The sequence below is a fragment of the Enterobacter sp. WCHEn090032 genome (genome assembly GCF_003986875.1).
Taxonomy (GTDB): Bacteria; Pseudomonadota; Gammaproteobacteria; order Enterobacterales; family Enterobacteriaceae; genus Enterobacter; species Enterobacter sichuanensis.
The window spans coordinates 1-24,388 of sequence record NZ_RXRN01000017.1 but is presented as its reverse complement, the minus strand read 5'-3'; the positions used below and the strand labels follow the sequence as shown (position 1 = coordinate 24,388).

General features: G+C 57.7%; 26 protein-coding genes. 19 read left to right on the top strand and 7 right to left on the bottom strand.

Features of this window, described 5'->3' with window-relative positions; genetic code table 11:
- Positions 1–92: 92 nt before the first annotated feature.
- The 4 genes from EKN83_RS15240 (at position 93) to EKN83_RS15225 (ending at position 3,811) form a co-directional block, all read left to right on the top strand.
- Positions 93–1,715, top strand: a complete 1,623-nt coding sequence (locus EKN83_RS15240) for an alpha-glucoside-specific PTS transporter subunit IIBC (RefSeq protein WP_126801241.1) — start codon at positions 93–95, stop codon at positions 1,713–1,715.
- Positions 1,712–3,034 carry a 6-phospho-alpha-glucosidase gene (locus tag EKN83_RS15235; protein WP_126801240.1) on the top strand — a complete coding sequence of 441 codons (1,323 nt, stop codon included), beginning with the start codon at positions 1,712–1,714 and terminating at the stop codon, positions 3,032–3,034. Before EKN83_RS15240 ends, EKN83_RS15235 begins: the two co-directional genes overlap by 4 nt.
- A gap of 92 nt (positions 3,035–3,126) precedes the next feature.
- Positions 3,127–3,474 (top strand): YidH family protein, encoded by a 348-nt coding sequence (locus EKN83_RS15230; protein ID WP_024907384.1) that lies wholly within the window; start codon positions 3,127–3,129, stop codon positions 3,472–3,474.
- Positions 3,464–3,811, top strand: coding sequence for a DUF202 domain-containing protein (locus tag EKN83_RS15225; RefSeq protein WP_045285328.1), 348 nt, complete (start codon positions 3,464–3,466; stop codon positions 3,809–3,811). The genes EKN83_RS15230 and EKN83_RS15225 overlap by 11 nt, the downstream gene beginning before the upstream one ends.
- A gap of 29 nt (positions 3,812–3,840) precedes the next feature.
- On the opposite strand, the gene dsdA is transcribed toward EKN83_RS15225, so the two are convergent.
- Positions 3,841–5,130, bottom strand: coding sequence for a D-serine ammonia-lyase (dsdA, locus tag EKN83_RS15220; RefSeq protein ID WP_126801239.1), 1,290 nt, complete (start codon positions 5,128–5,130; stop codon positions 3,841–3,843).
- 17 nt (positions 5,131–5,147) lie between these two features.
- Entirely contained in the window at positions 5,148–6,485 is a 1,338-nt protein-coding gene (gene dsdX / locus EKN83_RS15215) for a D-serine transporter DsdX (protein WP_025756988.1), read from the bottom strand.
- Between the two features lie 204 nt (positions 6,486–6,689).
- Here dsdX and dsdC point away from each other — a divergent pair, with 204 nt between their 5' ends.
- Together dsdC and EKN83_RS15205 are read left to right on the top strand one after the other, a co-directional pair.
- Positions 6,690–7,616 (top strand): DNA-binding transcriptional regulator DsdC, encoded by a 927-nt coding sequence (gene dsdC, locus EKN83_RS15210; protein WP_126801248.1) that lies wholly within the window; start codon positions 6,690–6,692, stop codon positions 7,614–7,616.
- Between the two features lie 84 nt (positions 7,617–7,700).
- Positions 7,701–8,789, top strand: coding sequence for a cellulase family glycosylhydrolase (locus tag EKN83_RS15205; RefSeq protein WP_126801238.1), 1,089 nt, complete (start codon positions 7,701–7,703; stop codon positions 8,787–8,789).
- On the opposite strand, the gene emrD is transcribed toward EKN83_RS15205, so the two are convergent.
- The 4 genes from emrD to tisB all read right to left on the bottom strand — a co-directional run bounded on the left by emrD (position 8,692) and on the right by tisB (position 11,548).
- Positions 8,692–9,876 (bottom strand): multidrug efflux MFS transporter EmrD, encoded by a 1,185-nt coding sequence (gene emrD / locus EKN83_RS15200; protein ID WP_126801237.1) that lies wholly within the window; start codon positions 9,874–9,876, stop codon positions 8,692–8,694. The two genes, EKN83_RS15205 and emrD, sit on opposite strands and share 98 nt — an antisense overlap.
- A gap of 175 nt (positions 9,877–10,051) precedes the next feature.
- A complete protein-coding gene (locus tag EKN83_RS15195) occupies positions 10,052–10,885 on the bottom strand; it encodes an EamA family transporter (RefSeq protein WP_025756992.1) in 834 nt (277 codons plus the stop codon).
- A 62-nt stretch (positions 10,886–10,947) separates the two neighbouring features.
- Positions 10,948–11,394 carry a GNAT family N-acetyltransferase gene (locus EKN83_RS15190; protein ID WP_045285322.1) on the bottom strand — a complete coding sequence of 149 codons (447 nt, stop codon included), beginning with the start codon at positions 11,392–11,394 and terminating at the stop codon, positions 10,948–10,950.
- A 64-nt stretch (positions 11,395–11,458) separates the two neighbouring features.
- The gene (gene tisB, locus EKN83_RS15185; protein ID WP_020684667.1) at positions 11,459–11,548 is read right to left on the bottom strand and encodes a type I toxin-antitoxin system toxin TisB; all 90 of its coding nucleotides are present in this window, start codon (positions 11,546–11,548) and stop codon (positions 11,459–11,461) included.
- A 648-nt stretch (positions 11,549–12,196) separates the two neighbouring features.
- Here tisB and EKN83_RS15180 point away from each other — a divergent pair.
- The 13 genes from EKN83_RS15180 (at position 12,197) to EKN83_RS15110 (ending at position 23,392) form a co-directional block, all read left to right on the top strand.
- Positions 12,197–12,898, top strand: coding sequence for a hypothetical protein (locus tag EKN83_RS15180; RefSeq protein WP_126801236.1), 702 nt, complete (start codon positions 12,197–12,199; stop codon positions 12,896–12,898).
- Between the two features lie 208 nt (positions 12,899–13,106).
- The gene (locus EKN83_RS15170; RefSeq protein ID WP_059386245.1) at positions 13,107–13,586 is read left to right on the top strand and encodes an Hcp family type VI secretion system effector; all 480 of its coding nucleotides are present in this window, start codon (positions 13,107–13,109) and stop codon (positions 13,584–13,586) included.
- Between the two features lie 107 nt (positions 13,587–13,693).
- Positions 13,694–13,792 (top strand): ilvB operon leader peptide IvbL, encoded by a 99-nt coding sequence (gene ivbL, locus EKN83_RS15160; RefSeq protein WP_071830013.1) that lies wholly within the window; start codon positions 13,694–13,696, stop codon positions 13,790–13,792.
- Positions 13,793–13,898: 106 nt separating this feature from the next.
- On the top strand, positions 13,899–15,587 hold the full coding sequence (gene ilvB / locus EKN83_RS15155; protein WP_126801233.1) for an acetolactate synthase large subunit: 1,689 nt from the start codon (positions 13,899–13,901) through the stop codon (positions 15,585–15,587).
- Between the two features lie 3 nt (positions 15,588–15,590).
- Positions 15,591–15,878, top strand: coding sequence for an acetolactate synthase small subunit (ilvN, locus tag EKN83_RS15150; protein WP_006808802.1), 288 nt, complete (start codon positions 15,591–15,593; stop codon positions 15,876–15,878).
- Positions 15,879–15,959: 81 nt separating this feature from the next.
- Positions 15,960–16,553 (top strand): transcriptional regulator UhpA, encoded by a 594-nt coding sequence (uhpA, locus tag EKN83_RS15145; RefSeq protein ID WP_045285319.1) that lies wholly within the window; start codon positions 15,960–15,962, stop codon positions 16,551–16,553.
- Positions 16,550–18,055, top strand: a complete 1,506-nt coding sequence (uhpB, locus tag EKN83_RS15140) for a signal transduction histidine-protein kinase/phosphatase UhpB (protein WP_126801232.1) — start codon at positions 16,550–16,552, stop codon at positions 18,053–18,055. Before uhpA ends, uhpB begins: the two co-directional genes overlap by 4 nt.
- Positions 18,048–19,367, top strand: coding sequence for an MFS transporter (locus tag EKN83_RS15135; protein ID WP_126801231.1), 1,320 nt, complete (start codon positions 18,048–18,050; stop codon positions 19,365–19,367). The genes uhpB and EKN83_RS15135 overlap by 8 nt, the downstream gene beginning before the upstream one ends.
- 140 nt (positions 19,368–19,507) lie before the next feature.
- Positions 19,508–20,899 (top strand): hexose-6-phosphate:phosphate antiporter, encoded by a 1,392-nt coding sequence (gene uhpT, locus EKN83_RS15130; RefSeq protein WP_025757000.1) that lies wholly within the window; start codon positions 19,508–19,510, stop codon positions 20,897–20,899.
- 177 nt (positions 20,900–21,076) lie between these two features.
- The gene (locus tag EKN83_RS15125; protein WP_047957414.1) at positions 21,077–21,529 is read left to right on the top strand and encodes a DUF1198 domain-containing protein; all 453 of its coding nucleotides are present in this window, start codon (positions 21,077–21,079) and stop codon (positions 21,527–21,529) included.
- 102 nt (positions 21,530–21,631) lie between these two features.
- Positions 21,632–22,822, top strand: a complete 1,191-nt coding sequence (gene nepI, locus EKN83_RS15120) for a purine ribonucleoside efflux pump NepI (protein ID WP_126801230.1) — start codon at positions 21,632–21,634, stop codon at positions 22,820–22,822.
- Between the two features lie 56 nt (positions 22,823–22,878).
- Complete coding sequence (locus EKN83_RS15115; protein WP_047957416.1) at positions 22,879–23,154, top strand: type II toxin-antitoxin system Phd/YefM family antitoxin; 276 nt, start codon at positions 22,879–22,881, stop codon at positions 23,152–23,154.
- The gene (locus tag EKN83_RS15110) at positions 23,126–23,392 is read left to right on the top strand and encodes a Txe/YoeB family addiction module toxin (RefSeq protein ID WP_025757004.1); all 267 of its coding nucleotides are present in this window, start codon (positions 23,126–23,128) and stop codon (positions 23,390–23,392) included. The genes EKN83_RS15115 and EKN83_RS15110 overlap by 29 nt, the downstream gene beginning before the upstream one ends.
- Before the next feature lies 1 nt (position 23,393).
- Here EKN83_RS15110 and EKN83_RS15105 read toward each other — a convergent pair whose 3' ends face one another.
- Positions 23,394–24,299: a DMT family transporter gene (locus EKN83_RS15105; protein ID WP_025757005.1), complete on the bottom strand. Its 906-nt coding sequence runs from the start codon at positions 24,297–24,299 to the stop codon at positions 23,394–23,396.
- Positions 24,300–24,388: the final 89 nt, after the last annotated feature.

Below are 24,388 nucleotides of genomic sequence, written 5' to 3'. Positions count from 1 at the left end.
TCGCGCATCAGTAAGTTCTTATGCTCACTTCAGGCCAGCAAAAAACCATAAAGGCCTCTCTCCCCTACAGGTTGTTACGTGAGGATTTAAAAATGCTCAGTCAAATACAACGTTTTGGCGGTGCCATGTTTACCCCGGTGTTGCTGTTTCCGTTCGCCGGGATCGTGGTGGGAATCGCCATTATGCTTCGCAATCCGCTGTTTGTTGGCGAAGCCTTAACGGCCCCTGATAACCTTTTCGCGCAGATCGTTCACATCATTGAAGAGGGCGGCTGGGCGGTCTTTCGTAATATGCCGCTGATTTTTGCCGTTGGCCTGCCGATTGGCCTGGCGAAGCAAGCGCAGGGCCGTGCCTGTCTGGCGGTGCTGATTAGCTTCCTCACCTGGAACTACTTCATCAACGCAATGGGCATGACCTGGGGCCACTTTTTTGGCGTCGATTTCACCGCCGAACCGACGGCAGGCAGCGGGCTGGCGATGATTGCCGGGATTAAAACGCTCGATACCAGCATCATCGGTGCCATCATCATTTCGGGCATCGTTACCGCCATCCACAACCGCTATTTTGACAAGCCGCTGCCGGTGTTTCTGGGAATTTTTCAGGGCAGCTCGTTTGTCGTTATCCTCGCGTTCTTCGTCATGATCCCCTGCGCCTGGCTGACGCTGCTGGGCTGGCCAAAAGTGCAGATGGGCATCGAGTCCCTGCAGGCTTTCCTGCGCTCTGCCGGTGCGCTGGGCGTCTGGGTCTATACCTTCCTGGAACGCATTCTGATCCCAACCGGGCTGCACCACTTCGTCTACGGTCCGTTTATCTTCGGCCCGGCGGCGGTAGAGGGTGGGATTCAGGTCTACTGGGCGCAGCACCTGCAGGCGTTTAGCCAGAGCACGCTGCCGCTGAAAACCCTGTTCCCGGAAGGCGGATTCGCGCTGCACGGCAACTCGAAAGTGTTTGGCTCGGTCGGGATTGCGCTGGCCATCTGGTACACCGCCTCACCGGAAAACCGCGTCAAGGTCGCAGGGCTGCTGATCCCGGCCACGCTCACCGCCGTGCTGGTGGGCATTACTGAACCGCTGGAATTCACCTTCCTGTTTATCTCGCCGCTGCTGTTTGCCGTCCACGCCGTGCTGGCGGCCACCATGGCGACGGTGATGTACGTCTTCGGCGTCGTCGGCAACATGGGCGGCGGCCTGCTGGACCAGTTCCTGCCGCAAAACTGGATCCCGATGTTCCACAACCACGCGTCAACGGTGTTCACCCAGATTGGCATTGGCGTCTGCTTCACCGGGATCTACTTCGTGGTCTTCAAAACGCTGATTGTGCATCTGAACCTGAAAACGCCGGGCCGGGAAGCGAGCGAAATCAAACTCTACAGCAAGGCGGACTATAAGGCGGCGCGCGGGCACACCACCGCCCCGGCAGCGGCCAGCCAGCAGGTTGGACAGGCAGCCGGGTTCCTGCAGGCGCTCGGCGGTGCGGCCAACATCGAAAGCATCAACAACTGTGCTACCCGCTTGCGTATCGCCCTGGTCGATATGGCGAAAACCCAAAGCGATGACGTCTTCAAAGCCCTCGGCGCCCACGGCGTGGTGCGACGCGGCAACGGCATTCAGGTGATTGTCGGTCTGCACGTTCCTCAGGTGCGCGACCAGCTGGAATCGCTGATGAAAACCCCTTTAACGAATGAACAAACCACCCTGACAGAGGCTATATCATGAAAAAATTCTCAGTTGTCATTGCAGGCGGCGGCAGCACCTTTACGCCTGGTATCGTCCTGATGCTGTTAGCCAACCGTGACCGTTTCCCGCTGCGCGCCCTGAAGTTCTATGACAACGACGGCGCACGCCAGGAGACCATCGCCGAAGCGTGCAAAATCATCCTTAAGGAACAGGCGCCGGAGATTGAATTCAGCTATACCACCGATCCGAAAGCGGCGTTTACCGATGTGGATTTCGTGATGGCGCATATCCGCGTGGGCAAATACCCGATGCGTGAAAAAGATGAAAAAATCCCGCTGCGCCACGGTGTGCTGGGCCAGGAAACCTGCGGACCGGGTGGCATCGCCTACGGCATGCGCTCAATCGGCGGCGTGCTGGAGCTGGTGGATTATATGGAGCAGTACTCCCCGAACGCATGGATGCTGAACTACTCCAATCCGGCAGCGATTGTCGCGGAAGCGACCCGTCGCCTGCGTCCGAACGCCAAAATTCTCAATATCTGCGATATGCCGATCGGCATCGAAGGGCGTATGGCGCAGATTGTCGGCCTGAAAGACCGCAAAGAGATGCGCGTGCGTTACTACGGCCTGAACCACTTCGGCTGGTGGACGTCGATTGAAGATCTCGACGGCAACGATCTGATGCCGAAACTGCGCGAATACGTCGCTAAAAACGGCTATGTACCGCCGTCTGACGACGCCCATACCGAAGCGAGTTGGAACGATACCTTCGCCAAAGCCAAAGACGTGCAGGCGCTGGATCCGGACACCATGCCGAACACTTACCTGAAATATTACCTGTTCCCGGACTACGTGGTGGCGCACTCCAGTCCCGAGCGAACCCGCGCCAATGAGGTGATGGATCACCGTGAGAAGCACGTGTTCAGTTCCTGCCGGGCGATTATCGCAGCCGGGAAATCTTCCGCCGGTGAGCTGGAGATTGACGAACATGCGTCCTATATCGTCGATCTGGCGACCGCGATTGCCTTCAATACCCAGGAGCGGATGCTGCTGATTGTGCCGAACAACGGGGCGATCCATAACTTTGATGCCGACGCGATGGTGGAGATACCGTGCCTGGTGGGCCATAACGGGCCGGAGCCGCTCACGGTGGGCGATATTCCGCACTTCCAGAAAGGGCTGATGAGCCAGCAGGTGGCAGTGGAAAAACTGGTGGTGGATGCCTGGGAGCAGCGCTCGTACCAGAAACTCTGGCAGGCGATCACCCTCTCCAAAACCGTACCGAGTGCCTCTGTGGCGAAAGCGATTCTGGATGACCTGATCGAGGCCAATAAGGGATTCTGGCCGGAGCTGCATTAATATTCCCGACCGGCATCGCCCGATGCCGGTCTCCTTGTCCTGGTCGATTTACGCTATGCTGAAGCCTGCCCGTAGCACGACAAGGAACCTTCATGAAAATTTCCCGCCTCGGCGAAGCGCCGGACTACCGCTTCTCTCTGGCCAATGAACGCACGTTTTTAGCGTGGATCCGCACCGCACTGGGTTTTCTGGCGGCAGGTGTCGGCCTCGACCAGCTCGCGCCTGATTTCGCCACGCCGTTGATTCGTGAAGTGCTGGCTCTGCTGCTGTGTCTGTTCGCGGGCGTGCTGGCGATTTATGGCTACCTGCGCTGGCTGCGCAATGAGAAGGCGATGCGTCTGAAGCAGGATCTGCCCTATACGCGCGGGCTACTCATCATCAGCGCAATCCTGCTGGCGGTGGCGGGCGTGGTGATGGTGCTGGTGTTTTATGGCGGATAGCCGCAAAGCACGACGCGAAGCGGACCCCGGCCTGCAGCCGGAGCGGACGTCGCTGGCCTGGCTGCGTACGCTGCTGGGGTATGGCGCGCTGATTGCCCTGGCGATTAAGCACAACTGGCACCACACCGGGGTGCCGTTCTGGATCTCCGTAGTCGTACTCGCGCTGGTGGCTGTCATTTTATGGCGCTATACCCGCAGCCGTAACCTGATGGACGTGGCGCAGGACGATTTTGTGCAGCCGAAGGCGGTGCGGGATAAGTTCCTCATCGCCCTGGCCGTGCTGTCGCTGTCACTGCTGTTTGCGATCACCCATATTCAGCAAATTTTGCACCTGTAGGCCGGGTAAGGCGCAGCCGCCACCCGGCATCATGGCTTCCCTTGAGCCAGATACTTCGCCATCTCCTCTTCAGGTACCATGCCGCCGCCGGTCGCCCACACCAGGTGAGTGACGTTCGCATCGGAATGCACGCGCAGCGGCCCGGCCATGCCCGCCAGCGCGGACGGCTCCAGGCGAATCCCTTCCTCCTGCGCCAGCCAGCCGAGCATGTCGTACATGCTCTGATCGGAGAGCGTGTAGAACCCGTCGAGCAGGCGTTCCATCGCGCGGCCCACGAAGCCAGAGGCGCGCCCTACCGCCAGCCCGTCGGCGGCCGTCAGGTTATCAATGCCCAGGTCCTGCACGGCAATCTCATCGTGCAGGCCGGTGTAGACGCCCAGCAGCATGCACGGAGAGTGCGTGGGCTCCGCGAAGAAGCAGTGGACGTTGTCACCAAAGGCCAGCTTCAGGCCAAACGCCACGCCGCCAGGGCCGCCGCCGACGCCGCACGGCAGATAGACATACAGCGGGTGTTCGGCATCCACCACGCGGCCCTGTTCGGCAAACTGTGCTTTCAGACGCTCGCCTGCAACGGCGTAGCCCAGGAACAGGGTGCGGGAGTTTTCATCATCGATAAAGAAGCAGTTCGGATCGCTTTCCGCCGCTTTGCGTCCCTGCTCCACCGCCACGCCGTAATCCTGCTCATATTCCACGACGATGACGCCGTGGCTGCGCAGTTTGGCTTTTTTCCACTCGCGGGCGTCGGCAGACATATGCACCGTCACCTTAAAGCCGATGCGTGCGCTCATGATGCCGATGGACATCCCCAGGTTGCCGGTGGAGCCCACCGCGATGCTGTACTGGCTAAAGAAGTCCTTAAAGCGCGGCTCCAGCAGAACGCTGTAGTCGTCTTCGACGCTCAGCAATCCGGATTCCAGCGCCAGTTTTTCCGCGTGGGTCAGCACCTCATAGATGCCGCCGCGCGCTTTAATCGAGCCGGAGATCGGCAGATGGCTGTCTTTTTTCAGCAGCAGCGCGCCGGGAATGGCTTTGCCAGATTCTTTCTCCAGACGTGCCTGCATTGCCGGAATGGCGACCAGTTCGGATTCAATTATCCCCTTCGTGGCGGCTGTCTCCGGGAAGGCTTTCGCCAGATACGGTGCGAAGCGGTTGAGACGCGCATGCGCGTCGTCCACGTCGGCTTTGGTCAGCCCGACATAGGGCAGCCCCTCAGCCAGCGTGGTGGTACGCGGGTTAAGCCAGGTGGTTTCTTTCAGGGCAATCAGATCCTCAACCAGAGGAAACTGTGCGGTTAAAGTGGTGATAGTTGCGTTTTCCATAATACGTCTCTTCGCGCTCAGATAATGAAAGAAAGCAGGAATGTGCCGCCAAGTGCAAGCACCGAGGCGATAAACGTCGCCGTCGTATAGTATTTGAAGGTCTCATGCAGGGTCGCGCCGCAGTATTGCTTCACCAGCCAGAAGAGAGAATCGGTAACGATCGTGCAGCCAATGGCGCCAGAACCGATGGCTATGGTAATGATCTCCGGGCTGACGTTCGGGTAGAGCGGCAGCATCGGCGCGACGATAGCCGTCGCCCCCATCATCGCCACCGTGGCGGAGCCGACGGCGGCATGCAGCACCAGCGCCACCAGCCAGGCGAGCAGGATTGGGTGCATGTGCAGGTTCGAGAGAATATGCGCCAGGGAGTCCGCCAGCCCGCTGGTTTTCAGGATGGCGTTGAACGCACCGCCCGCACCGATAATCAGCAAAATATTGGCGATAGAGCCAAACCCGTGCTCCGTATGGGTCAGCATGGCACCCATGCCCATATGCTGGCGGATCCCCAGCAGGTAGTAGGCAACAAACACGGCGATAAACATCGCGGTGATCGGGTTGCCGATAAATTCCAGCAGGGTATACAGCGTGCTTTCTTTCGCCATATTCAGCTCGGCGACGGTCTTCACCAGCATCAGGGCAATCGGCAGCAGCACCGTGAAAAGCGTGGCGCCCAGCGACGGCAGGGTATGCTCTTCCCGCACCTTCAGGTCTGAAAATTCCGCCGGAACCGGTTTATATGGCAGACGGTTGCCGAGCAGCTTCAGGAACAGCGGGCCGCCGACCAGAGACGCCATCAGGCCCACCAGCAAACCGTAGACAATCACCGTGCCGACGTCCGCCCCCAGCTTGTTGGTGACAAACAGCGCAGCCGGATGCGGCGGCACCACGCAGTGCACCGCCATCAGCGCGGTACAGAGTGGAATGGCAAGCTTAAGCAGGGAGGTATTGGTCTTTTTGGCGATGGAAAATGCCAGCGGGATCAGCAGAACCACGCCCACTTCCACGAACAGCGTAATGCCGCAGATCAGGCCTACCAGCACCATAATCACGTCTGCTGACAGCCAGCGGCAGCGCTGCAAGGTCATCCCGATGCGTTCTGCCGCGCCGGAAACCTCCATCATCTTGCCCAGAATGGTGCCAAGACCAATCACCGCCGCCAGGAAGCCCAGCGTACCGCCAATACCGCTCTCAATGGCGTTTACCATATCCAGCGGGCTCATCCCCATCATTGCGCCGACGAAAAAGCTCGCCAGCAGCAGCGCGAGGAACGGGTGAAACTTCAGTTTTACGATGGTTAAAACAATCAACACAATGCTGATAAGCAGCGTTGTCACAACCCAGACCGGCGATCCCATATCTCACCTCACCCCTATGTCATTTGCGGGTATTGGACGAAAAAACGGCGTGGGCTGACAAACGATATAAATTGGCGTTCAGGTGAGCCAGATTGAACCAACTGAGTGACTGAACTCTAAAAAGTGCAGAAATTTCGCCGTTGGTTCACATAAATTCACCCTCGCACGGTATGCTGAGGGCAGAAATAACGTGTGAGAATTGTGATGACCGATGCGAATGACGCCAGAAACCGGCTGTTAAACGGCTGGCAGCTGTCGAAAATGTACACCTTTGAAGTGGCCGCCCGGCATGAGTCCTTCGCCCTGGCGGCGGCGGAACTCTCGCTCAGTCCCAGCGCGGTGAGCCACCGCATCAACCTGCTGGAAGATGAGCTGGGCATTCAGCTGTTTGTCCGCTCGCACCGTAAAGTGGAGCTGACGCAGGAGGGAAAACGGGTTTACTGGACCCTTAAATCGTCCCTCGACACCCTGAATCAGGAAATTCTGGACATCAAAAATCAGGCGCTATCCGGTACGCTGACGGTCTACTCCCGCCCGTCAATCGCCCAGTGCTGGCTGGTGCCCATGCTGGGGGATTTTACCCGCCGCTACCCGTCGATATCCCTCACCATCCTGACCGGCAATGATTACGTGAACATGCAGCGAACCGGTATTGATCTGGCGCTCTATTTCGACGATACGCCATCAAACCACCTGTCTCATCACTTTCTGATGGATGAAGCGATTTTGCCCGTCTGTTCGCCAGCGTATGCCCGCGAGCATGAGCTGCTGAAAAATCCCCATAATCTCAGCCATTGTACGTTACTCCACGACCGTCAGGCCTGGAGCAATGATTCCGGCACGGATGAGTGGCTGAGCTGGGCGCAGCATTTCGCGGTGACGATGCCGCCATCATCGGGTATTGGCTTCGATCGCTCGGACCTGGCCATTATCGCGGCCATGAATGACGTGGGGGTGGCGATGGGGAGAAAGCGGCTGGTGCAAAAGCGGCTTGAGCGGGGTGAGCTGATTGCACCGTTTGGCGAAAAGACCCTCAAATGCCATCAGCATTACTACGTCTCAACGCTACCTGGCCGTCAGTGGCCGAAAATTGACGCCTTTATCGGCTGGCTGAGAGAGCGGGTAAGCTGAAGAATTATTACGCTTTGACGCTACACCAAATGTGAAAAAGCGTGCTAAATACAGGTAATGCTTTCGATTTATCCAGGGTAAACCGTGTTAAAGCCTCTCATTGCTACCGCGTTAATGATCTCTTCCGGCTGGGCCATTGCCGCTGAGCCGCCGCTGACAGCTGCCCGTTATGCGCAACAGCTGGGCGTCGGGATGGATGTGGACTGGGCGCGCACCGAGCGCGGTATTCGCGAGTTTGACCCGCTGGTGGTCCGCGATTTTCGGGCTAAAGGCATTACCCACGTGCGCATCCGCGTGGCGGATGAACCGACAGAGGCGCGGCTGATCCACCTGCGTAAGCTGGTCGAAGCCTGCGAACAGTATGGCGTGATCCCGATTATCGCCTATCAGGCTGATGAGTATAAAAACGACCCGAAAGCTGACAACGAGAAAGAGGCGATCAACTGGTGGATTGCTGTGGCGCACTATTTCGGTCAGAGCTTCCCGCTGCTGGGGTTTGACCTTATTTATGAGCCGGCTGACAAGCTTAATCACAATCTGGCGTCGTTAAACCACGTCTATGAAAAAAGCATCAAAGCAATCCACGACATCGACCCGCAGCGCATGATCTTCATCGCACCGCGCCTGCGCGCCGCGCCGGAGGATTTAACCAGCCTGAAGCTGCCTGCCCATAGCCAGAACTACCTGCTGGCAGAATGGCATATTTTCCCATGGGGACCGCTGAAAAATAACGGTAAATACCCGTGGACGTCCGGCACGGCGGCGGAGAAAGCGGCTATTCACAGTCGCATTACGACGGCGCTGCGCTGGCAGCAAAAAACCGGACACGTCAGCTGGGTGGGGGGCTGGGGCGTTGGGGAGTCAAACCGCTTTACACCGACCGCCTCGCAAATGGCCTTCGCTACCTTTATGGCCTGTGAGCTGCAAAAGGCGAAAATTCCGTACGCGATCAACGCGGATTTCCAGTTTTACGACGGAGAAGAGGGCGCCTGGCGGCCTGCGCCAGAGCCGTTGTTACAGGCCATGATCGCCCCTGTCTGTGAAAAGCCCGGCGAGAAGCCGGGCCATCATGCAGTTAAACCGGCTGCTCGTGATGTGGAACACGCGACGCCAGCGGCAGCCAGCACAGTAAAATCAGCAGCCCCATCAGCGTCATCAGCAGGCCCAAACTAGACTGCCCGGTCTGCGGCATCATCGCCGAGAGCCAGGCCAGCGCGCCGGAACCGATATTCTGCAAACCACCTACCAGCGCGCCCGCCGTACCTGCGAGGAACGGGAACGGCTCCATCGCGCCGCTGGTGGCAAGCGGGAACAGCATGCCTGCACCGAAGAAGAACAGTGCCGCCGGGATCAGCAGCGTCCAGACGGTCATCACACCGAACAGCCCCGGGATCCACATCATCAGGCCTGCCAGCAGGCAGCTGATCACCGACTGCCACATCAGCGTTGAGAAACGCTTGTTCTGACGTCCGGCGAACCATGCCCCGAAGAATGCCGCCGGTATCGGCAGAATAAACAGAATACTGACCACCATACTGCTCAGGCCAAGACCTGCGCCCAGCAGCACGCCGGAGCAGGCTTCAAACACCGCAATGCCCGCCAGACCGCCGATCAGCATCAGCAGGTAACAGGTAAACGACCCGTTGCCGAACAGCGTTTTATAGCTGGCGATGAGCTTGGTGCGCGGTGCGTCCTGAGGGCGGGTTTCCGGCATCCAGCGCGCCATGCTGAAGGTGACAATCACACAGAGCACCAGCAGGAAGGCGTAGCAGGCGCGCCAGGACCACATGGTGTCCAGCAGGCCGCCGATCAGCGGCGCCAGCAGCGGGCTGACCAGAATACCCATATTTAACAGGCTGTTGGCATGGCGGAGCTGGGTGCCCTGATACATGTCACGCGGTAAAGTTCGCGCCATCACCCCACCGACGCCGGTACCAACACCCTGCAGGGCGCTGGCGGCAATCAATACGGTCAGGCTGTGGGTGGTGATGGCAATCACCGTCGCGATCATGAAGATGCACATGCCTGTCAGAATGACCGGGCGGCGGCCGATACGGTCTGAGAGCGGCCCGTAGAATAACTGCGACACGCCATAGGTCAGCAGGTAGGCCGCCATCACGCTTTGTACTGCGCCCTCGCGGACGTTGAGTTCCTTTGCCATGTCGGCAATCGCCGGAATGTAGATGGTTTGCGCCATCTGACCGACGGCCACCAGTAACACCAGCATCAACAATAAGTTAACGTTCCTTTGTTTTTTCATGTCGCAGAATACTTTTGCCAAAAGAGAAAAATGAAGAATAAGTGACTATGCATTCCCATAAATGCGCGAGGAATCTACCACAGTGAGATGACAAATTGAGCATTACTGAGATGAATGGAGAAACAGAAAAAGGCAGGATTTGTAAACAAGATCGGCAACTAATGTTGCCAGTGATTTACGCGAGGCGCAGCAGGATCGCGCCACCCGCAATACCCAGCGCCGCGGCAATGCGCAGACCCGCAACCTTCTCTTTTAACAGCACAAACGCGATCAACGCCCCAAAGAGAATGGAGGTTTCACGCAGCGCGGCGACCACTGCCAGCGGGGCCTGCGTCATTGCCCATAGCGCCAGGCCATAAGAACCCATGGTCCCCACGCCGCCGAGCAGCCCCTTTTTCCAGTGCAGACGGAGATAGCTGGACGCTTCACGCCGACGCGCCACCATCGCCCAGCACAGCAGACAGAAGCCGTTCATAAAGAAGGTCCACAGCGTGTAGCCCAGCGCGGTGTCGGATAAACGCACACCGGTGCCATCTACCAGCGTATACCCGGCGATAAAACAGGCGTTCAGCAGCGCCAGCCAAATCCCTTTTCGGGACTGCATGCGTCCGTTCATCGCCATGGCCAGGATCGACAGACAGATCACCCCGATGCCGGACCAGGCAAGCCACGAGAGACTATCGCCGAGCACCAGTACGCTTACCAGCGCCACCAGCAGCGGTGCGGTACCGCGCATCAGCGGATAGGTCTGGCTCATATCCGAGACCTGATAGGTCTTCGCGACCAGAACCGTATACACCACCTGTAAGGCGCAGGAAACGATCAGGAACGGCCAGCTGGCGGCGGAGGGCTGAGGAGAGAAAGGCAGTAATACCAGAGCGATTAGCGTGGCGGAGCCGCTGACGCTGATCGCAGAATAGAGCTTGTCCGTTCCGGCTTTAACGATGGCGTTCCAGCTGGCATGCAGCAGTGCGGCGAAGAGTAAAATGCAGAAAACGGTGATGGTCATGGCGTCTCGGATGGTGAATTGTCACTCAACTGTAACATTCACAACCCGATGCTGCCAGCCGCTCAGACCGCGCAGAAAAGACGGTGCGTCACCCGCGGTTCATCAGACACCAGCCTGAAGCCCGCCTGGTGATAGAAGCCATACGCGCTGTCCGGCGCATGGGTATTGAGAAAATCAAACCAGATGCTGGCATCGGCCATCACCACGCTTAAAAGCTGTTTGCCAATGCCCATCCCGCGGCACTTCTCACTGACGTAGAGATGGCGAATACGCCCGGCGCGTGGCTGCTGGCTGAACGGATCGCGGTTAAGCCCGCATACGCCCACCAGCCTGCCGTTAAGAAACGCCCCCAGCAGCTTTTCACCCGGCGCGTTAAAGCGGTTTTCGCCGCGTTGCCAGTTCTCTTCCAGCCTGCGCAGCATGTTGAAATTCAGTGCGATACTCTCCGCCTTAAGGGCGATGTACCCCGGCTCTTCTGGGGTAACAGGCTCAATTAACAGACGCGACATAGCATTCCCTCGTTATTAAAGAGGGGCGGTTGCCCGCCCCTCTCAGGTGCGACTTGAACCTGAATCACCGAAGGTATTTCAGGACAGCATCAAGCAGTTGCAGTACTGCAACAATGAGTTTGAGGATAAGTATCACCATATCCACTACGCTCATACGCGTCTCCTTTTGGTTAAAAGGAGCACGATGCTGGCGTACCTTTCCGCCGCCTGTGGCCAGCACCTGGATTGACGTAACACAGTGTGCTCACTTCAGGGGTTAAGGCACTGACGGCACCACCCGTTTCAGCCAGGACTTCGTTGCGCCGGTAGAACTGCGGCCCCCTCGCTCACTGCGAACACCTTCAGTATAGATAAATACTGTATGTATGAACAGTATTTTGTGGACAAAATCTGGAAGGCGATCCATACTCAAAAACGTCAAAATCCGTGCCTCAATTGCGCGTTCGTTTTCGATCGCGTATACTTTTTGCGTTGACGTAACACAGTGTGTTCTGCGGCGACCAACCGCAAAACCCTGATAAAAACCTCGCTCCGGCGGGGTTTTTTGTTTTCTGGGCTATCCCTTTTTAAGGAGAAGTACCTGATAAATTTTGCACGATAACATCACCAAATACGAAAATAATATAAATGAGTTGTATTGATACCCATCATAAAATTTAAATTGAATCATTTATTGCTGTAATAAATAACGGTGAAAAGATTTATTTATTACATGAATGTATATTTAAATTACTCCATTGGTTTGAATTGCGCAGCCTTGCAATGTACATTGCTATAACCACAAAAACGATATGGATAAATTATGCAGGCCGCTGATTATTTAAAGATGAAGTTCCAGAGCGACAGACAGTTGGCTCTTTATGGACAGCAAGGTGTTGCCGGGACATGGAAAGCATTAAAGGGGATAGGTTCTGATATATACTCGGGAATGGAGCGTGTAAGTTGGTACTCATCATGCTTAATCCCCAGCTATCACGATGTATGCGATGAGCTTCTTTCAGAGGAAAAGAGGATGTACCTCTCAATTCTCTCGCTGTACCGTTATCGCAATGTAATAGCATACATGCTTTATCTTTATTTTGAGACTATTATCGCCGACTCTGAAAATGGAAATGAGAACAATCGCGTTCGCGAGACGGACTCAAAAGTAACCGGATTAGTTAAAAACATCCCGACAAGCAAGGCAGCGCGTTTAGCGATAGCATGGGCGCTGGCTAAATACCTTTCGGAATCTGGCATGCTTTCAGAAATCGTCGTCGAGCGGCTTGCACGCCGTGTACCTAACATTGTCATGGCATTTCAACTGATTGGCACGGAACAGAAGTGCGCGCTTGCTGCCCGTCGCCTGAAAACGCTGGACCCTAAGTATTACGCCACTCTCTATGCTGCACAACTGGAGATGCTTTACTACTTTTTTGAACCTTTCCTGTCTGAACTCATTAAGAAGGTGCAAATGGGGTTCTATGAAGATTTCGATGCGATTTATAACGACTTAAAGGATTAATAAGATGTTTAAGAGTCTGCTCTCAATTCTATTTACGGATATTTTATTTCCCGTTTATATTTTTGCGTGCGCCTCTTTGTTTCTGTGGTTGATACCTGACCACTGGGTATTACTCACATTCATCGCTATAGTAGTATTTATCATTGTCCATCCGATAATATTCGGCCGCTTTGATAAATACGATTGAACGTTTTAAAAAGGAGTTTTTATGTCAAATCCGGCTTATTTATTTCTTACAGATGAAAATGGTTCACCTGTGGTTGGCCCTTGCCTTGTCTCAGGGCGTGAAGGTGCAATTGAACTCAAATCACTCACTCACAATGTCAACATCCCCGTCGACGGGAATACCGGGAAATTGACTGGCACGCGTATACACATGCCCATCATGTTTCAGAAAGAATTTGATCGCGTAACCCCACTTTTATTTCGCGCGCTGAGTACGGGAAGAACGCTCCAGTCAGCCACCATTAAGATGTATCAGATTAACGAGGCTGGTTTAGAACAGGAATATTTTAATATACAACTTGAGAGTGTGAAAATAACTTCAATCACACCAGACCTGTATCCCGGCGCAAACACCGGAACACACCTTGAAACGGTTCTGATACGCTATGAGAAAATCACCTGGAAGCATTGCGACGGGAATGTCGTCTATAGTGACACCTGGAATGAGCGAGCAACGTACTGAAACGTGATCCCTGACGCATTTTTGCGCAGATGAAAATATTTCCATTGTCACGCTGAAAAACCTGTGTTTGTATAAATCCACTCAATGATTCCAAACACAGGTCCCCAATGACTGCATCCATGAACACCGCGACCCTACTAAAAACTGCGCAACCAGCCGCAGTGGTCGTCGTGCGTGTGGTGGTGGTCGTCGGCAATGCGCCGTAGGGACTGGATCAACACACGAATCCAAAACCCCGCCGGCGCAAACCGGGCGGGGTTTTTCGTTTAGGACCCTCCCCGGAACGTCGGCCCAGAAGAAAAGGACTGGAGCATGGCAAGTTCGGGCACAACATCCACCAGGACGCGTTTTACTGGCGCGCAGTTAATCGTTCACTTACTGGAACGGCAGGGCATCACCACGGTTGCGGGCATCCCGGGCGGCACGGTGCTGCCGCTGTACGATGCGTTAAGCCAAAGCACGCAGATCCGCCACGTGCTGGCGCGCCACGAGCAGGGCGCAGGCTTTATCGCTCAGGGGATGGCGCGGACCCAGGGCAAACCGGCAGTCTGTATGGCCTGCAGCGGCCCGGGGGCGACTAACCTGGTGACCGCCATCGCCGACGCGCGTCTCGACTCCATTCCGCTGATCTGCATCACCGGCCAGGTGCCGTCTTCGATGATCGGTACCGATGCGTTCCAGGAAGTGGACACCTACGGCATCTCTATCCCCATCACCAAACATAACTATTTAGTTCGCGACATCACCGAGCTTCCTCAGGTTATCAGCGATGCGTTCCGCATTGCGCAGTCCGGCCGCCCGGGCCCGGTGTGGATAGACATTCCTAAGGATGTCCAGACCGCAGAGATTGAGATCGACGTTCTGCCGGAACCGGGCGAGCGTGCCCCCGCGCCGGAATTCAGCGCTGAGAGCGTGCGCGACGCCGCCGCCATGATCAATGCCGCCAAACGTCCGGTGCTGTATCTGGGTGGCGGGGCAATCAACGCCGCGGATGAAATCCGTCAGTTCGCTGAAAAAGCCAACCTGCCCACCACCATGACCCTGATGGCGCTCGGCATGCTGCCAAAAGCGCACCCGCTGTCCCTGGGCATGCTGGGGATGCACGGCGCACGTAGCACCAACTACATCCTGCAGGAGGCGGATTTACTGATTGTTATGGGCGCGCGTTTTGATGACCGGGCGATTGGCAAAACCGAGGAGTTCTGCCCGAATGCCAAAATTATCCACGTGGATATCGACCGCGCTGAGCTCGGCAAAATCAAACAGCCGCACGTGGCGATTCAGGGGGATGTGGCGGAAGTACTGACGCAGCTGATCCCGCAGACGGACGCAACCGACCGCGCCGACTGGCGTCAGCTGGTGGCCGATTTGCAGCGCGAGTTCCCGGGTGCCATCCCAACCGAAGGCGACCCGCTGAGCCACTACGGGCTGATTAACGCCGTGGCCGCCTGCGTGGACGACAGCGCAATTATTACCACCGACGTTGGCCAGCATCAGATGTGGACCGCGCAGGCTTACCCGCTGAACCGTCCGCGCCAGTGGCTGACCTCCGGCGGCCTCGGCACCATGGGGTTCGGCCTGCCGGCGGCAGTCGGGGCGGCGCTGGCAAATCCGGACCGCAAGGTCATCTGCTTCTCCGGTGACGGCAGCCTGATGATGAACATTCAGGAGATGGCCACCGCCGCCGAAAACCAGTTAGACGTGAAAATTATCCTGATGAACAACGAGGCGCTGGGGCTGGTACACCAGCAGCAGAGTCTGTTCTACAAGCAGGGCGTGTTTGCCGCGACCTATCCGGGGATGATTAACTTTATGCAGATTGCCGCCGGTTTTGGCCTGCACACCTGCGATCTGAACGCCGAAGAAGATGCCCACGTAGCGCTGCAGGAGGCGATTTCGCGTCCGGGCCCGGCGCTGATCCACGTGCGTATCGACCCTGAACACAAAGTGTATCCGATGGTGCCGCCAGGGGCGGCAAATACTGAGATGGTGGGGGAATAAGCCATGCAGAAACAACATGAAAACGTCATTCTGGAACTCACCGTCCGCAACCACCCTGGCGTCATGACCCACGTCTGCGGGCTGTTTGCCCGCCGGGCGTTTAACGTGGAAGGCATTCTTTGTCTGCCCATTCAGGGCAGCGAGCACAGCCGCATCTGGCTACTGGTTAATGACGACCAGCGTCTGGAGCAGATGATGGCGCAGATCGACAAGCTGGAAGACGTCACCAAAGTGGCGCGCAACCAGTCCGATCCCACCATGTTTAACAAAATTGCGGTGTTTTTCGAATAGATCGCTTAAGGTAAGCGTCTTTCGCTCTTGTAGGCCGGATAAGCGCAGCGCCATCCGGCTTTTCAGACCGCAGGAATAGACATGACCACCATCGCTCTCATCGACGACCACCTTATCGTCCGCTCCGGATTTGCCCAGCTTTTAAACCTCGAACCGGATTTTCAGGTCGTGGCCGAGTTTGGTTCCGGTCGTGAAGCGCTGGCGGGCCTGCCGGGGCGCGGGGTGCAGGTATGCATCTGCGATATCTCGATGCCGGATCTCTCGGGTCTTGAGCTGTTAAGCCAGCTGCCGAAAGGGATGGCGACGATCATGCTTTCGGTCCACGACAGCCCGGCGCTGGTGGAGCAGGCCCTTAACGCGGGGGCGCGCGGATTCCTCTCTAAACGCTGCAGCCCGGACGAGCTGATTGCCGCCGTGCGCACCGTCTCTACCGGCGGCTGCTATCTGACGCCGGATATCGCCATCAAGCTGGCGGCCGGGCGTCAGGATCCGCTTACCCGGCGTGAACGTCAGGTGGCGGAGAAGCTTGCCCAGGGCATGTCGGTGAAAGCGATTGCCGCCGAGCTGGATCTGTCGCCGAAAACCGTTCACGTTCATCGCGCCAACCTGATGGAAAAACTCAACGTCAGCAACGACGTTGAGCTGGCCCGCCGCATGTTCGACAGCTGGCAATGAGTCCCGTCTTTTCGCGGCTGATCGCCGTCGTTGCCAGCTTCTTTATCTTTTCCGCCGCCTGGTTCTGCCTGTGGAGCATCAGCCTGCATCTGGTGGAACGCCCGGAGCTGGCGGTACTGCTCTTTCCCTTTGGCCTGCGTCTGGGGCTGATGCTGCAATGCCCGCGCGGCTACTGGCCTGTTCTGCTGGGCGCAGAGTGGCTAATGCTGGTCTGGCTGGCGCAGGAAGTCTCCCTCGCGCATCTGCCCTTATTGATGACCGGAAGCCTGCTCACGCTCCTCCCGGTTGCGCTTATCTCCCGCTATCGCCACCAGCGCGACTGGCGCACCCTGCTGCGCCAGGGGGCGGCGCTGATTGCCGCCGCACTGCTGCAGTCCCTGCCGTGGGCGGGTGATAAGGAGATGCTTAACGCGCTGCTGCTGACCCTGACCGGTGGCCTGACCCTTGCTCCGACCTGCCTCGTCATCTGGCACTACCTCACCAGCACCGTCTGGCAACCGCTTGGCCCGGCGCTGGTTTCGCAACCGGTGAACTGGCGCGCCCGGCATCTCATCTGGTATCTGCTGCTGTTTGTGGTGAGCCTGTGGCTGCAGCTTGGCCTGCCCGCCGAACTTTCACGCTTTACGCCTTTTTGCCTGGCGCTGCCGATCATCGCCCTGGCCTGGCACTACGGCTGGCAGGGGGCGTTGATCGCGACCCTGATGAACGCCATCGCCCTGATTGCCAGCCAGACCTGGCACGATCATCCCGTGGATCTGCTGCTCTCCCTGCTGGCCCAGAGCCTGACCGGATTGCTGCTGGGGGCGGGCATTCAGCGTCTGCGCGAGCTGAACCAGTCCCTGCAGACCGAGCTGGCGCGCAACCGGCGTCTGGCGGAGCGCCTGCTGGAGACGGAAGAGAGCGTGCGGCAGGAGGTTGCCCGCGAGCTGCACGATGATATCGGCCAGACCATCACCGCCATCCGCACCCAGGCGGGCATTGTCCAGCGTCTGGCGGCGGAAAACGCAGGCGTGAAGCAGGGCGGGGCGCATATCGAACAGCTCTCTCTTGGCGTGTACGACTCGGTGCGACGTCTGCTGGGCAGGCTGCGTCCGCGCCAGCTCGACGATCTCTCGCTGGAGCAGGCGGTACGCTCTCTGATGCGTGAGATGGAGCTGGAAAGCCGCGGCATTGTCAGCCATCTCGACTGGCGCATCAATGAAGCCACCCTGAGCGAAGGCCAGCGCGTGACGCTGTTCCGCGTCTGTCAGGAAGGGCTGAACAATATTGTCAAACACGCCAACGCCAGCGCGGTGACGCTGCAGGGCTGGCAGCAGGATGAGAACATCAGGCTGGTGATTGAAGACGACGGCTGCGGCCTGCCGCCGGGCTCCGGGCAGCAGGGCTTTGGCCTGGCGGGTATGCGCGAGCGCGTGAAGGCACTGGGCGGCACGATGAACATCTCCTGTACCCACGGGACGCGCGTCAGCGTCAGCCTGCCGCTAAGGAACCACCATGTTTAAAACCCCGGCTAACGCCGCGCCGATAGGTAACAAAGCGGAAATCGACGCCCGCTACCGCTACTGGCGTCGCCATATCCTGATCACCATCTGGCTCGGCTACGCGCTGTTCTACTTCACCCGCAAAAGCTTCAACGCCGCCGCGCCGGAGATCCTCGCCAGCGGCGTAATGACCCGCATCGATATCGGCCTGCTGGCGACGCTGTTTTACATCACCTACGGCCTGTCGAAGTTCTTCTCCGGCATCGTCAGCGACCGCTCCAACGCCCGCTACTTCATGGGCGTTGGGCTGATTGCGACCGGCGTAGTGAATATCCTGTTTGGCTTCTCCACCTCGCTGTGGGCCTTTGCCCTGCTGTGGGCGCTGAACGCCTTTTTCCAGGGCTGGGGCGCGCCGGTCTGCGCCCGTCTGCTCACCGCCTGGTACTCCCGCAACGAGCGTGGCGGCTGGTGGGCCGTCTGGAACACCGCGCATAACGTCGGCGGGGCGCTGATCCCGATAGTGGTCGGCGCGGCGGCGCTACACTACGGCTGGCGCGCGGGGATGATGATTGCCGGTGGCCTGGCGATTGTCGCCGGGCTGTTCCTCTGCTGGCGGCTGCGTGACAGGCCGCAAACCGTCGGCCTGCCCGCGGTGGGCGACTGGCGGCACGACGAGATGGAAATGGCGCAACAGCAGGAGGGGGCGGGGCTGACGCGCAAAGAGATCCTCACCAAATACGTCTTGTTAAACCCCTATATCTGGCTGCTCTCGCTCTGCTACGTGCTGGTCTACGTGGTGCGTGCAGCCATCAACGACTGGGGCAATCTGTACATGTCCGAGACGCTCGGCGTGGACCTGGTCACTGCCAACTCCGCGGTGACGATGTTCGAACTGGGCGGGTTTATCGGCGCGCTGGTGGCGGGCTGGGGCTCGGATAAGCTATTCAACGGCAACCGCGGCCCGATGAACCTGATTTTCGCGGCCGGGATATTACTCTCCGTCGGCTCGCTGTGGCTGATGCCGTTCGCCAGCTACGTGATGCAGGCGGCGTGCTTCTTCACCACCGGTTTCTTCGTCTTCGGCCCGCAGATGCTGATCGGCATGGCGGCGGCTGAGTGTTCGCACAAAGAGGCGGCGGGTGCGGCGACGGGCTTTGTCGGGCTGTTTGCCTACCTCGGCGCGTCGCTCTCCGGCTGGCCGCTGGCGCGGGTGATCGACGTCTGGCACTGGAGCGGTTTCTTCGCGGTGATCGCTATCGCGGCAGGGATCTCTGCGCTGCTGCTGCTGCCGTTTTTGCACGCGCAGGCTCCGCGTGAGGCGAGCGAAGCGTGATGCGCCTCACTTTTTCGCCCCGAGTGGCGAAAAACTAAGAAATTTTCCCGGTTTTACCTGGACGCTGTCTCAGGCGTCTCTCCGGGCTGATTTTTACAATGCCTGCCATTCGCAGGTAAAAATCAGCTCAGGAGCAAACCATGCTGGCCTTCCTCAATCAGGTGCGCAAGCCGACCCTGGATCTGCCGCTCGACGTGCGGCGCAAGATGTGGTTCAAACCGTTCATGCAGTCCTATCTGGTGGTCTTCATCGGCTACCTGACCATGTACCTGATCCGCAAAAACTTTAACATCGCGCAGAACGACATGATTTCGACCTACGGGCTGAGCATGACGCAGCTGGGGATGATCGGTCTGGGCTTCTCCATCACCTACGGCGTGGGGAAAACCGTTGTTTCCTACTACGCCGACGGCAAAAACACCAAGCAGTTCCTGCCGTTTATGCTGATCCTCTCCGCTATCTGTATGCTCGGCTTCAGCGCCAGCATGGGCGCGGGTTCCGTCAGCCTGTTCCTGATGATCGCCTTCTACGCCCTGAGCGGTTTCTTCCAGAGCACCGGCGGGTCGTGCAGCTACTCCACCATCACCAAATGGACCCCGCGCCGTAAGCGTGGCTCGTACCTCGGCATGTGGAACATCTCCCACAACCTCGGCGGGGCAGGTGCGGCTGGCGTGGCGCTGTTCGGTGCAAACTACCTGTTCGACGGCCACGTGATCGGCATGTTTATCTTCCCGTCGATTATCGCCCTGATTGTCGGCTTTATCGGCCTGCGCTTCGGCAGTGACTCACCGGAATCTTACGGCCTTGGCAAAGCCGAAGAGCTGTTCGGCGAGGAGATCAGCGAAGAGGACAAAGAGACCGAAGAAAACGAGATGACCAAATGGCAGATCTTTGTTGAGTACGTGCTGAAAAACAAAGTGATCTGGCTGCTCTGCTTCTCGAATATCTTCCTGTACGTGGTGCGCATCGGTATCGACCAGTGGTCTACCGTGTATGCCTTCCAGGAGCTGAAGCTTTCTAAAGAGGTGGCGATTCAGGGCTTCACCCTGTTTGAAGTGGGCGCGCTGGTCGGCACGCTGCTCTGGGGCTGGCTCTCGGATCTCGCCAACGGTCGTCGTGCACTGGTGGCCTGCATCGCGCTGGCGCTGATTATTGCTACCCTGGGCGTTTACCAGCATGCCAGTAACCAGTACGTTTACCTGGCGTCCCTGTTCGCGCTCGGCTTCCTGGTGTTTGGTCCCCAGTTGCTGATCGGCGTGGCGGCAGTCGGCTTCGTTCCGAAAAAAGCGATCGGCGCCGCCGACGGGATTAAAGGCACTTTCGCATACCTGATCGGCGATAGCTTCGCCAAGCTGGGTCTGGGCATGATCGCCGACGGCACGCCAATTTTCGGCCTCACCGGCTGGGCGGGCACCTTTGCCGCGCTGGATGCGGCAGCCATCGGCTGTATCGTCCTGATGGCGATGGTTGCGGTGCTGGAAGAACGTAAAATTCGCCGGGAAAATCGCGCGCAGAAATTAAAAATAGCCTGAGTGTGCAGGTAACTTCTTTGCCCGGTGTGTGATGCCGGGCTTTTTTATATTAACATCCCCAGCGTTAATGCCTTATACCCCCTTCTGCAAGGTCTTTTCCGTTCACTATTATGGCACCGCCCGCTGTTGACGCCCTGCGTTTCCCGCTATGATGAGCGGCTATTCAAAGGAGAACGCATGGTCTGGATAATGCTGGCAACGCTTGCCGTGGTGTTTGTGGTTGGGTTTCGTGTCCTGACCTCTGACTCCCGCCGCGCCATCAAACGCTTGAGCGAACGGCTGGGGATCACCCCGATGCCGGTAGAATCGATGATCGATCAGTTCGGTAAAACGCCCGGCAATGAGTTTATCCGCTACCTTGAACGTCCTGACGAGGCGCATCTGCAAAACGCGGCACAGGTGCTGCTGATCTGGCAGGTCTGCATCGTCGACGGCAGCGAAGAGAATCTGCATACCTGGCACCGCATGCTGCGTAAAGCCCGCCTGGCGGCACCAATCACCGATGCACAAATCCGCCTGACGCTCGGCTTTATGCGCGAAATGGAGCCCGACCCGCAGGAGCTGAATGCCTTCCAGCTACGCTATAACCAGCTCTTCCTGCCGGAAGAGGGGGTGTTTTACCTGCACTGATCCCCTGTCAAAACGTCAAAAGTTGTCTAAACGTTAAATTCATCACACTTTTGATGATAAACTGCGCGACTTTTCCGCACGTTTTTATCTTCAGGTGACGCCATGACAGAACATATCCAGCCCTCGACCAAACCGCAGACCAAAGAGGTTACTCGCCCCAACTGGTCGGCGGTTTTTTCCGTGGCGTTCTGCGTCGCCTGCCTGATTACCGTTGAGTTTTTACCGGTTAGCCTGCTGACGCCGATGGCGCAGGACCTGGGCATTTCTGAAGGCGTGGCAGGGCAGTCCGTTACCGTCACCGCGTTTGTGGCAATGTTCGCCAGCCTGTTTATCACGCAGGTAATTGGCGCGATTGACCGCCGTAAAGTGGTCATTCTGTTCAGCGTCCTGCTGACACTCTCCTGCCTGCTGGTTTCCTTCGCGGAAAGCTTCACCCTGCTGCTGCTGGGGCGCGCCTGTCTTGGCCTGGGGCTTGGCGGTTTCTGGGCGATGTCTGCCTCGCTCACCATGCGTCTGGTGCCGGCGCGTACGGTGCCGAAGGCCTTGTCCGTTATCTTTGGCGCGGTCTCCATCGCGCTGGTGATCGCTGCGCCGCTGGGCAGTTTTCTCGGTGGGATTATCGGCTGGCGTAATGTCTTTAACGCGGCGGCGGTAATGGGGCTGCTCTGCATCATTTGGGTATGGAAAGCGCTGCCGTCGCTGCCGGGCGAAGCGGCGCACCATAAGCAGAACATGTTCGCGCTGCTGAAGCGCCCTGGCGTGCTGGCGGGGATGACCGCCATCTTTATGGCTTTTGCCGGGCAGTTTGCCTTCTTTACCTATATCCGCCCGGTGTTTATGACTATGGCAGGTTTTGACGTCGATGGCCTGACGCTGGTGCTCCTGAGCTTCGGTATTGCCAGCTTTGTCGGCACCTCGCTGTCGTCCCAGTTCCTGAAGCGCTCCCTGAAGGTAGCGCTGGCGGGGGCGCCGCTGGTGCTGGCTGTCAGTGCCGCGGTGCTGATTCTGTGGGGTAGCGACAAATGGGTCGCCTCGACGATTGCGATTATCTGGGGCTTTGCCTTTGCGCTGGTGCCGGTGGGCTGGTCGACGTGGATCACCCGCTCGCTGGCCGATCAGGCGGAGAAAGCCGGGTCGATTCAGGTGGCGGTGATCCAGCTGGCGAACACCTGCGGTGCGGCGGTGGGCGGCGTGGCGCTCGACCATCTGGGGCTGACGTCACCCCTGGTGATTTCCGGCACGCTGATGCTGCTGACGGCCCTGCTGGTGGCGGGGAAGGTAAAGACACGTTGATTGATAAATAATCATCTTGCCGATATACTTGTACCGTAACTTGTACAGGAGGAAGTATGCAGGTTGTGACGTTTACCGAAGCACGAAGCCGGCTCAAAGATGTGTTGGACGACGTGAATGACAACGTGGAGACAACCATCATCAGCCGTCGTAACGGGGGTGATGCGGTAGTGATGTCTCTGCAGCACTACAACTCAATGATGGAAACCATCCATCTGATGAGTTCGCCTGCCAACGCCAGCCGACTGATGGAGTCAATCGAACAGGCAAACACGGGAAAAACCACGCAGAGGGATCTGATAGATGACCAGGCTACTGATTTGGACCGATAACGGCTGGGACGATTACCTGTGGTGGCAGGAGCAGGACAAGAAGACGCTTCGCAGAATCAATAAACTGATTGAGGATGCAAAGCGCCAGCCCTTCGATGGCCTGGGTAAGCCGGAACCCCTTAAAGGCAACCTTTCCGGATACTGGTCCCGGCGGATCAACGACACTGACCGTCTGGTTTACGGGGTGTCGGATAGCGCTCTCACCATTCTGATGTGTCGCTATCACTATTACGCATAAGTCACGTCGATGTCTGAACCCGTCTTCTCGAATCCATCGAAATCAACACCACCGACGACACAATCAGCAGCGTCCCCAGCCAGTCGGGCAGGGTGAACGCCACGCCCAGCAGCATCACCGACAGTAACGCGCTGCTCAGCGGCTCGGCGCAGCTCAGAATGCTCGCCTTCGGCCCGCCGATCATCTGCGCGCCTTTCAGATACAGGCTGAACGTCAGCGCCGTGCCGATCACCACCAGGTAGAAAAACGCCAGCAGCAGGCTGCTGTCGATCACAAACGTGGTGCCGCGTCCGGCATAAAACGGCGTCAGCATTAACCCTGCAATCAACATACTCCAGCCGACAATCGGCAGCGTGCCGTAGCGGGCAATCAGCGTTGACGGGTAGGTGGTGTAAAACGCGGCGGCAAAGGCCGAGGCAATGCCAAAGAACAGCGCTGCAGGGGAGATGGAAAGCGAAGTGGGGTCGCCGTGGGTCACCAGCAGGAACGTGCCGACAAGCGAGGTCACGATCGCGGACAGGACAAACACGCCGGGGCGCTTTTTGCGTGCCAGCGCGAACCACGCGACGATAATCGTCGGCGACAGAAATTGCAGCACGGTGGCCGTAGCGGCGTTGGATTTTTCAATCGTCAGCAGGAAGGTGAGCTGTACGGTAAGGGCGCCAGCCAGCGAGAAAAACAGCAGACTGAGGGCGTCTTTGCGATGTTTGATGACCGAGAAAATCTTGTCGCCGTGAACGAAGGAGAGGGTCAGCAGGATCACGCCGGTAAACAGCAGGCGAATCATCGTCAGGTAAGGCGAAGAGATCTGGCTTTTCTCCATGATGTACTGCGCGCACACCCCTGAACTGCCCCATAAAACGGCGGCGATCAGGACGTTTAACATCCCTTTACGTGTGGAACCCATGTTCTCCCCTGCTATGTTGTCGTTAATTCGGTCAACAGCATAGCATGATGGGGTGCGGCTAGGTGCCCTCACCCCGGCCCTCTCCCACG

Bases quoted from the DNA above. Each gene is read 5' to 3' on its own strand.
- EKN83_RS15240 (WP_126801241.1), top strand. From the start codon at position 93: ATGCTCAGTCAAATACAACGTTTTGGCGGTGCCATGTTTACCCCGGTG.
- EKN83_RS15235 (WP_126801240.1), top strand. From the start codon at position 1,712: ATGAAAAAATTCTCAGTTGTCATTGCAGGCGGCGGCAGCACCTTTACG.
- EKN83_RS15230 (WP_024907384.1), top strand. From the start codon at position 3,127: ATGAAAATTTCCCGCCTCGGCGAAGCGCCGGACTACCGCTTCTCTCTG.
- EKN83_RS15225 (WP_045285328.1), top strand. From the start codon at position 3,464: ATGGCGGATAGCCGCAAAGCACGACGCGAAGCGGACCCCGGCCTGCAG.
- dsdA (WP_126801239.1), bottom strand. From the start codon at position 5,130: ATGGAAAACGCAACTATCACCACTTTAACCGCACAGTTTCCTCTGGTT.
- dsdX (WP_025756988.1), bottom strand. From the start codon at position 6,485: ATGGGATCGCCGGTCTGGGTTGTGACAACGCTGCTTATCAGCATTGTG.
- dsdC (WP_126801248.1), top strand. From the start codon at position 6,690: ATGACCGATGCGAATGACGCCAGAAACCGGCTGTTAAACGGCTGGCAG.
- emrD (WP_126801237.1), bottom strand. From the start codon at position 9,876: ATGAAAAAACAAAGGAACGTTAACTTATTGTTGATGCTGGTGTTACTG.
- EKN83_RS15195 (WP_025756992.1), bottom strand. From the start codon at position 10,885: ATGACCATCACCGTTTTCTGCATTTTACTCTTCGCCGCACTGCTGCAT.
- EKN83_RS15190 (WP_045285322.1), bottom strand. From the start codon at position 11,394: ATGTCGCGTCTGTTAATTGAGCCTGTTACCCCAGAAGAGCCGGGGTAC.
- tisB (WP_020684667.1), bottom strand. From the start codon at position 11,548: ATGAGCGTAGTGGATATGGTGATACTTATCCTCAAACTCATTGTTGCA.
- EKN83_RS15180 (WP_126801236.1), top strand. From the start codon at position 12,197: ATGCAGGCCGCTGATTATTTAAAGATGAAGTTCCAGAGCGACAGACAG.
- EKN83_RS15170 (WP_059386245.1), top strand. From the start codon at position 13,107: ATGTCAAATCCGGCTTATTTATTTCTTACAGATGAAAATGGTTCACCT.
- ivbL (WP_071830013.1), top strand. From the start codon at position 13,694: ATGACTGCATCCATGAACACCGCGACCCTACTAAAAACTGCGCAACCA.
- ilvB (WP_126801233.1), top strand. From the start codon at position 13,899: ATGGCAAGTTCGGGCACAACATCCACCAGGACGCGTTTTACTGGCGCG.
- ilvN (WP_006808802.1), top strand. From the start codon at position 15,591: ATGCAGAAACAACATGAAAACGTCATTCTGGAACTCACCGTCCGCAAC.
- uhpA (WP_045285319.1), top strand. From the start codon at position 15,960: ATGACCACCATCGCTCTCATCGACGACCACCTTATCGTCCGCTCCGGA.
- uhpB (WP_126801232.1), top strand. From the start codon at position 16,550: ATGAGTCCCGTCTTTTCGCGGCTGATCGCCGTCGTTGCCAGCTTCTTT.
- EKN83_RS15135 (WP_126801231.1), top strand. From the start codon at position 18,048: ATGTTTAAAACCCCGGCTAACGCCGCGCCGATAGGTAACAAAGCGGAA.
- uhpT (WP_025757000.1), top strand. From the start codon at position 19,508: ATGCTGGCCTTCCTCAATCAGGTGCGCAAGCCGACCCTGGATCTGCCG.
- EKN83_RS15125 (WP_047957414.1), top strand. From the start codon at position 21,077: ATGGTCTGGATAATGCTGGCAACGCTTGCCGTGGTGTTTGTGGTTGGG.
- nepI (WP_126801230.1), top strand. From the start codon at position 21,632: ATGACAGAACATATCCAGCCCTCGACCAAACCGCAGACCAAAGAGGTT.
- EKN83_RS15115 (WP_047957416.1), top strand. From the start codon at position 22,879: ATGCAGGTTGTGACGTTTACCGAAGCACGAAGCCGGCTCAAAGATGTG.
- EKN83_RS15110 (WP_025757004.1), top strand. From the start codon at position 23,126: ATGACCAGGCTACTGATTTGGACCGATAACGGCTGGGACGATTACCTG.
- EKN83_RS15105 (WP_025757005.1), bottom strand. From the start codon at position 24,299: ATGGGTTCCACACGTAAAGGGATGTTAAACGTCCTGATCGCCGCCGTT.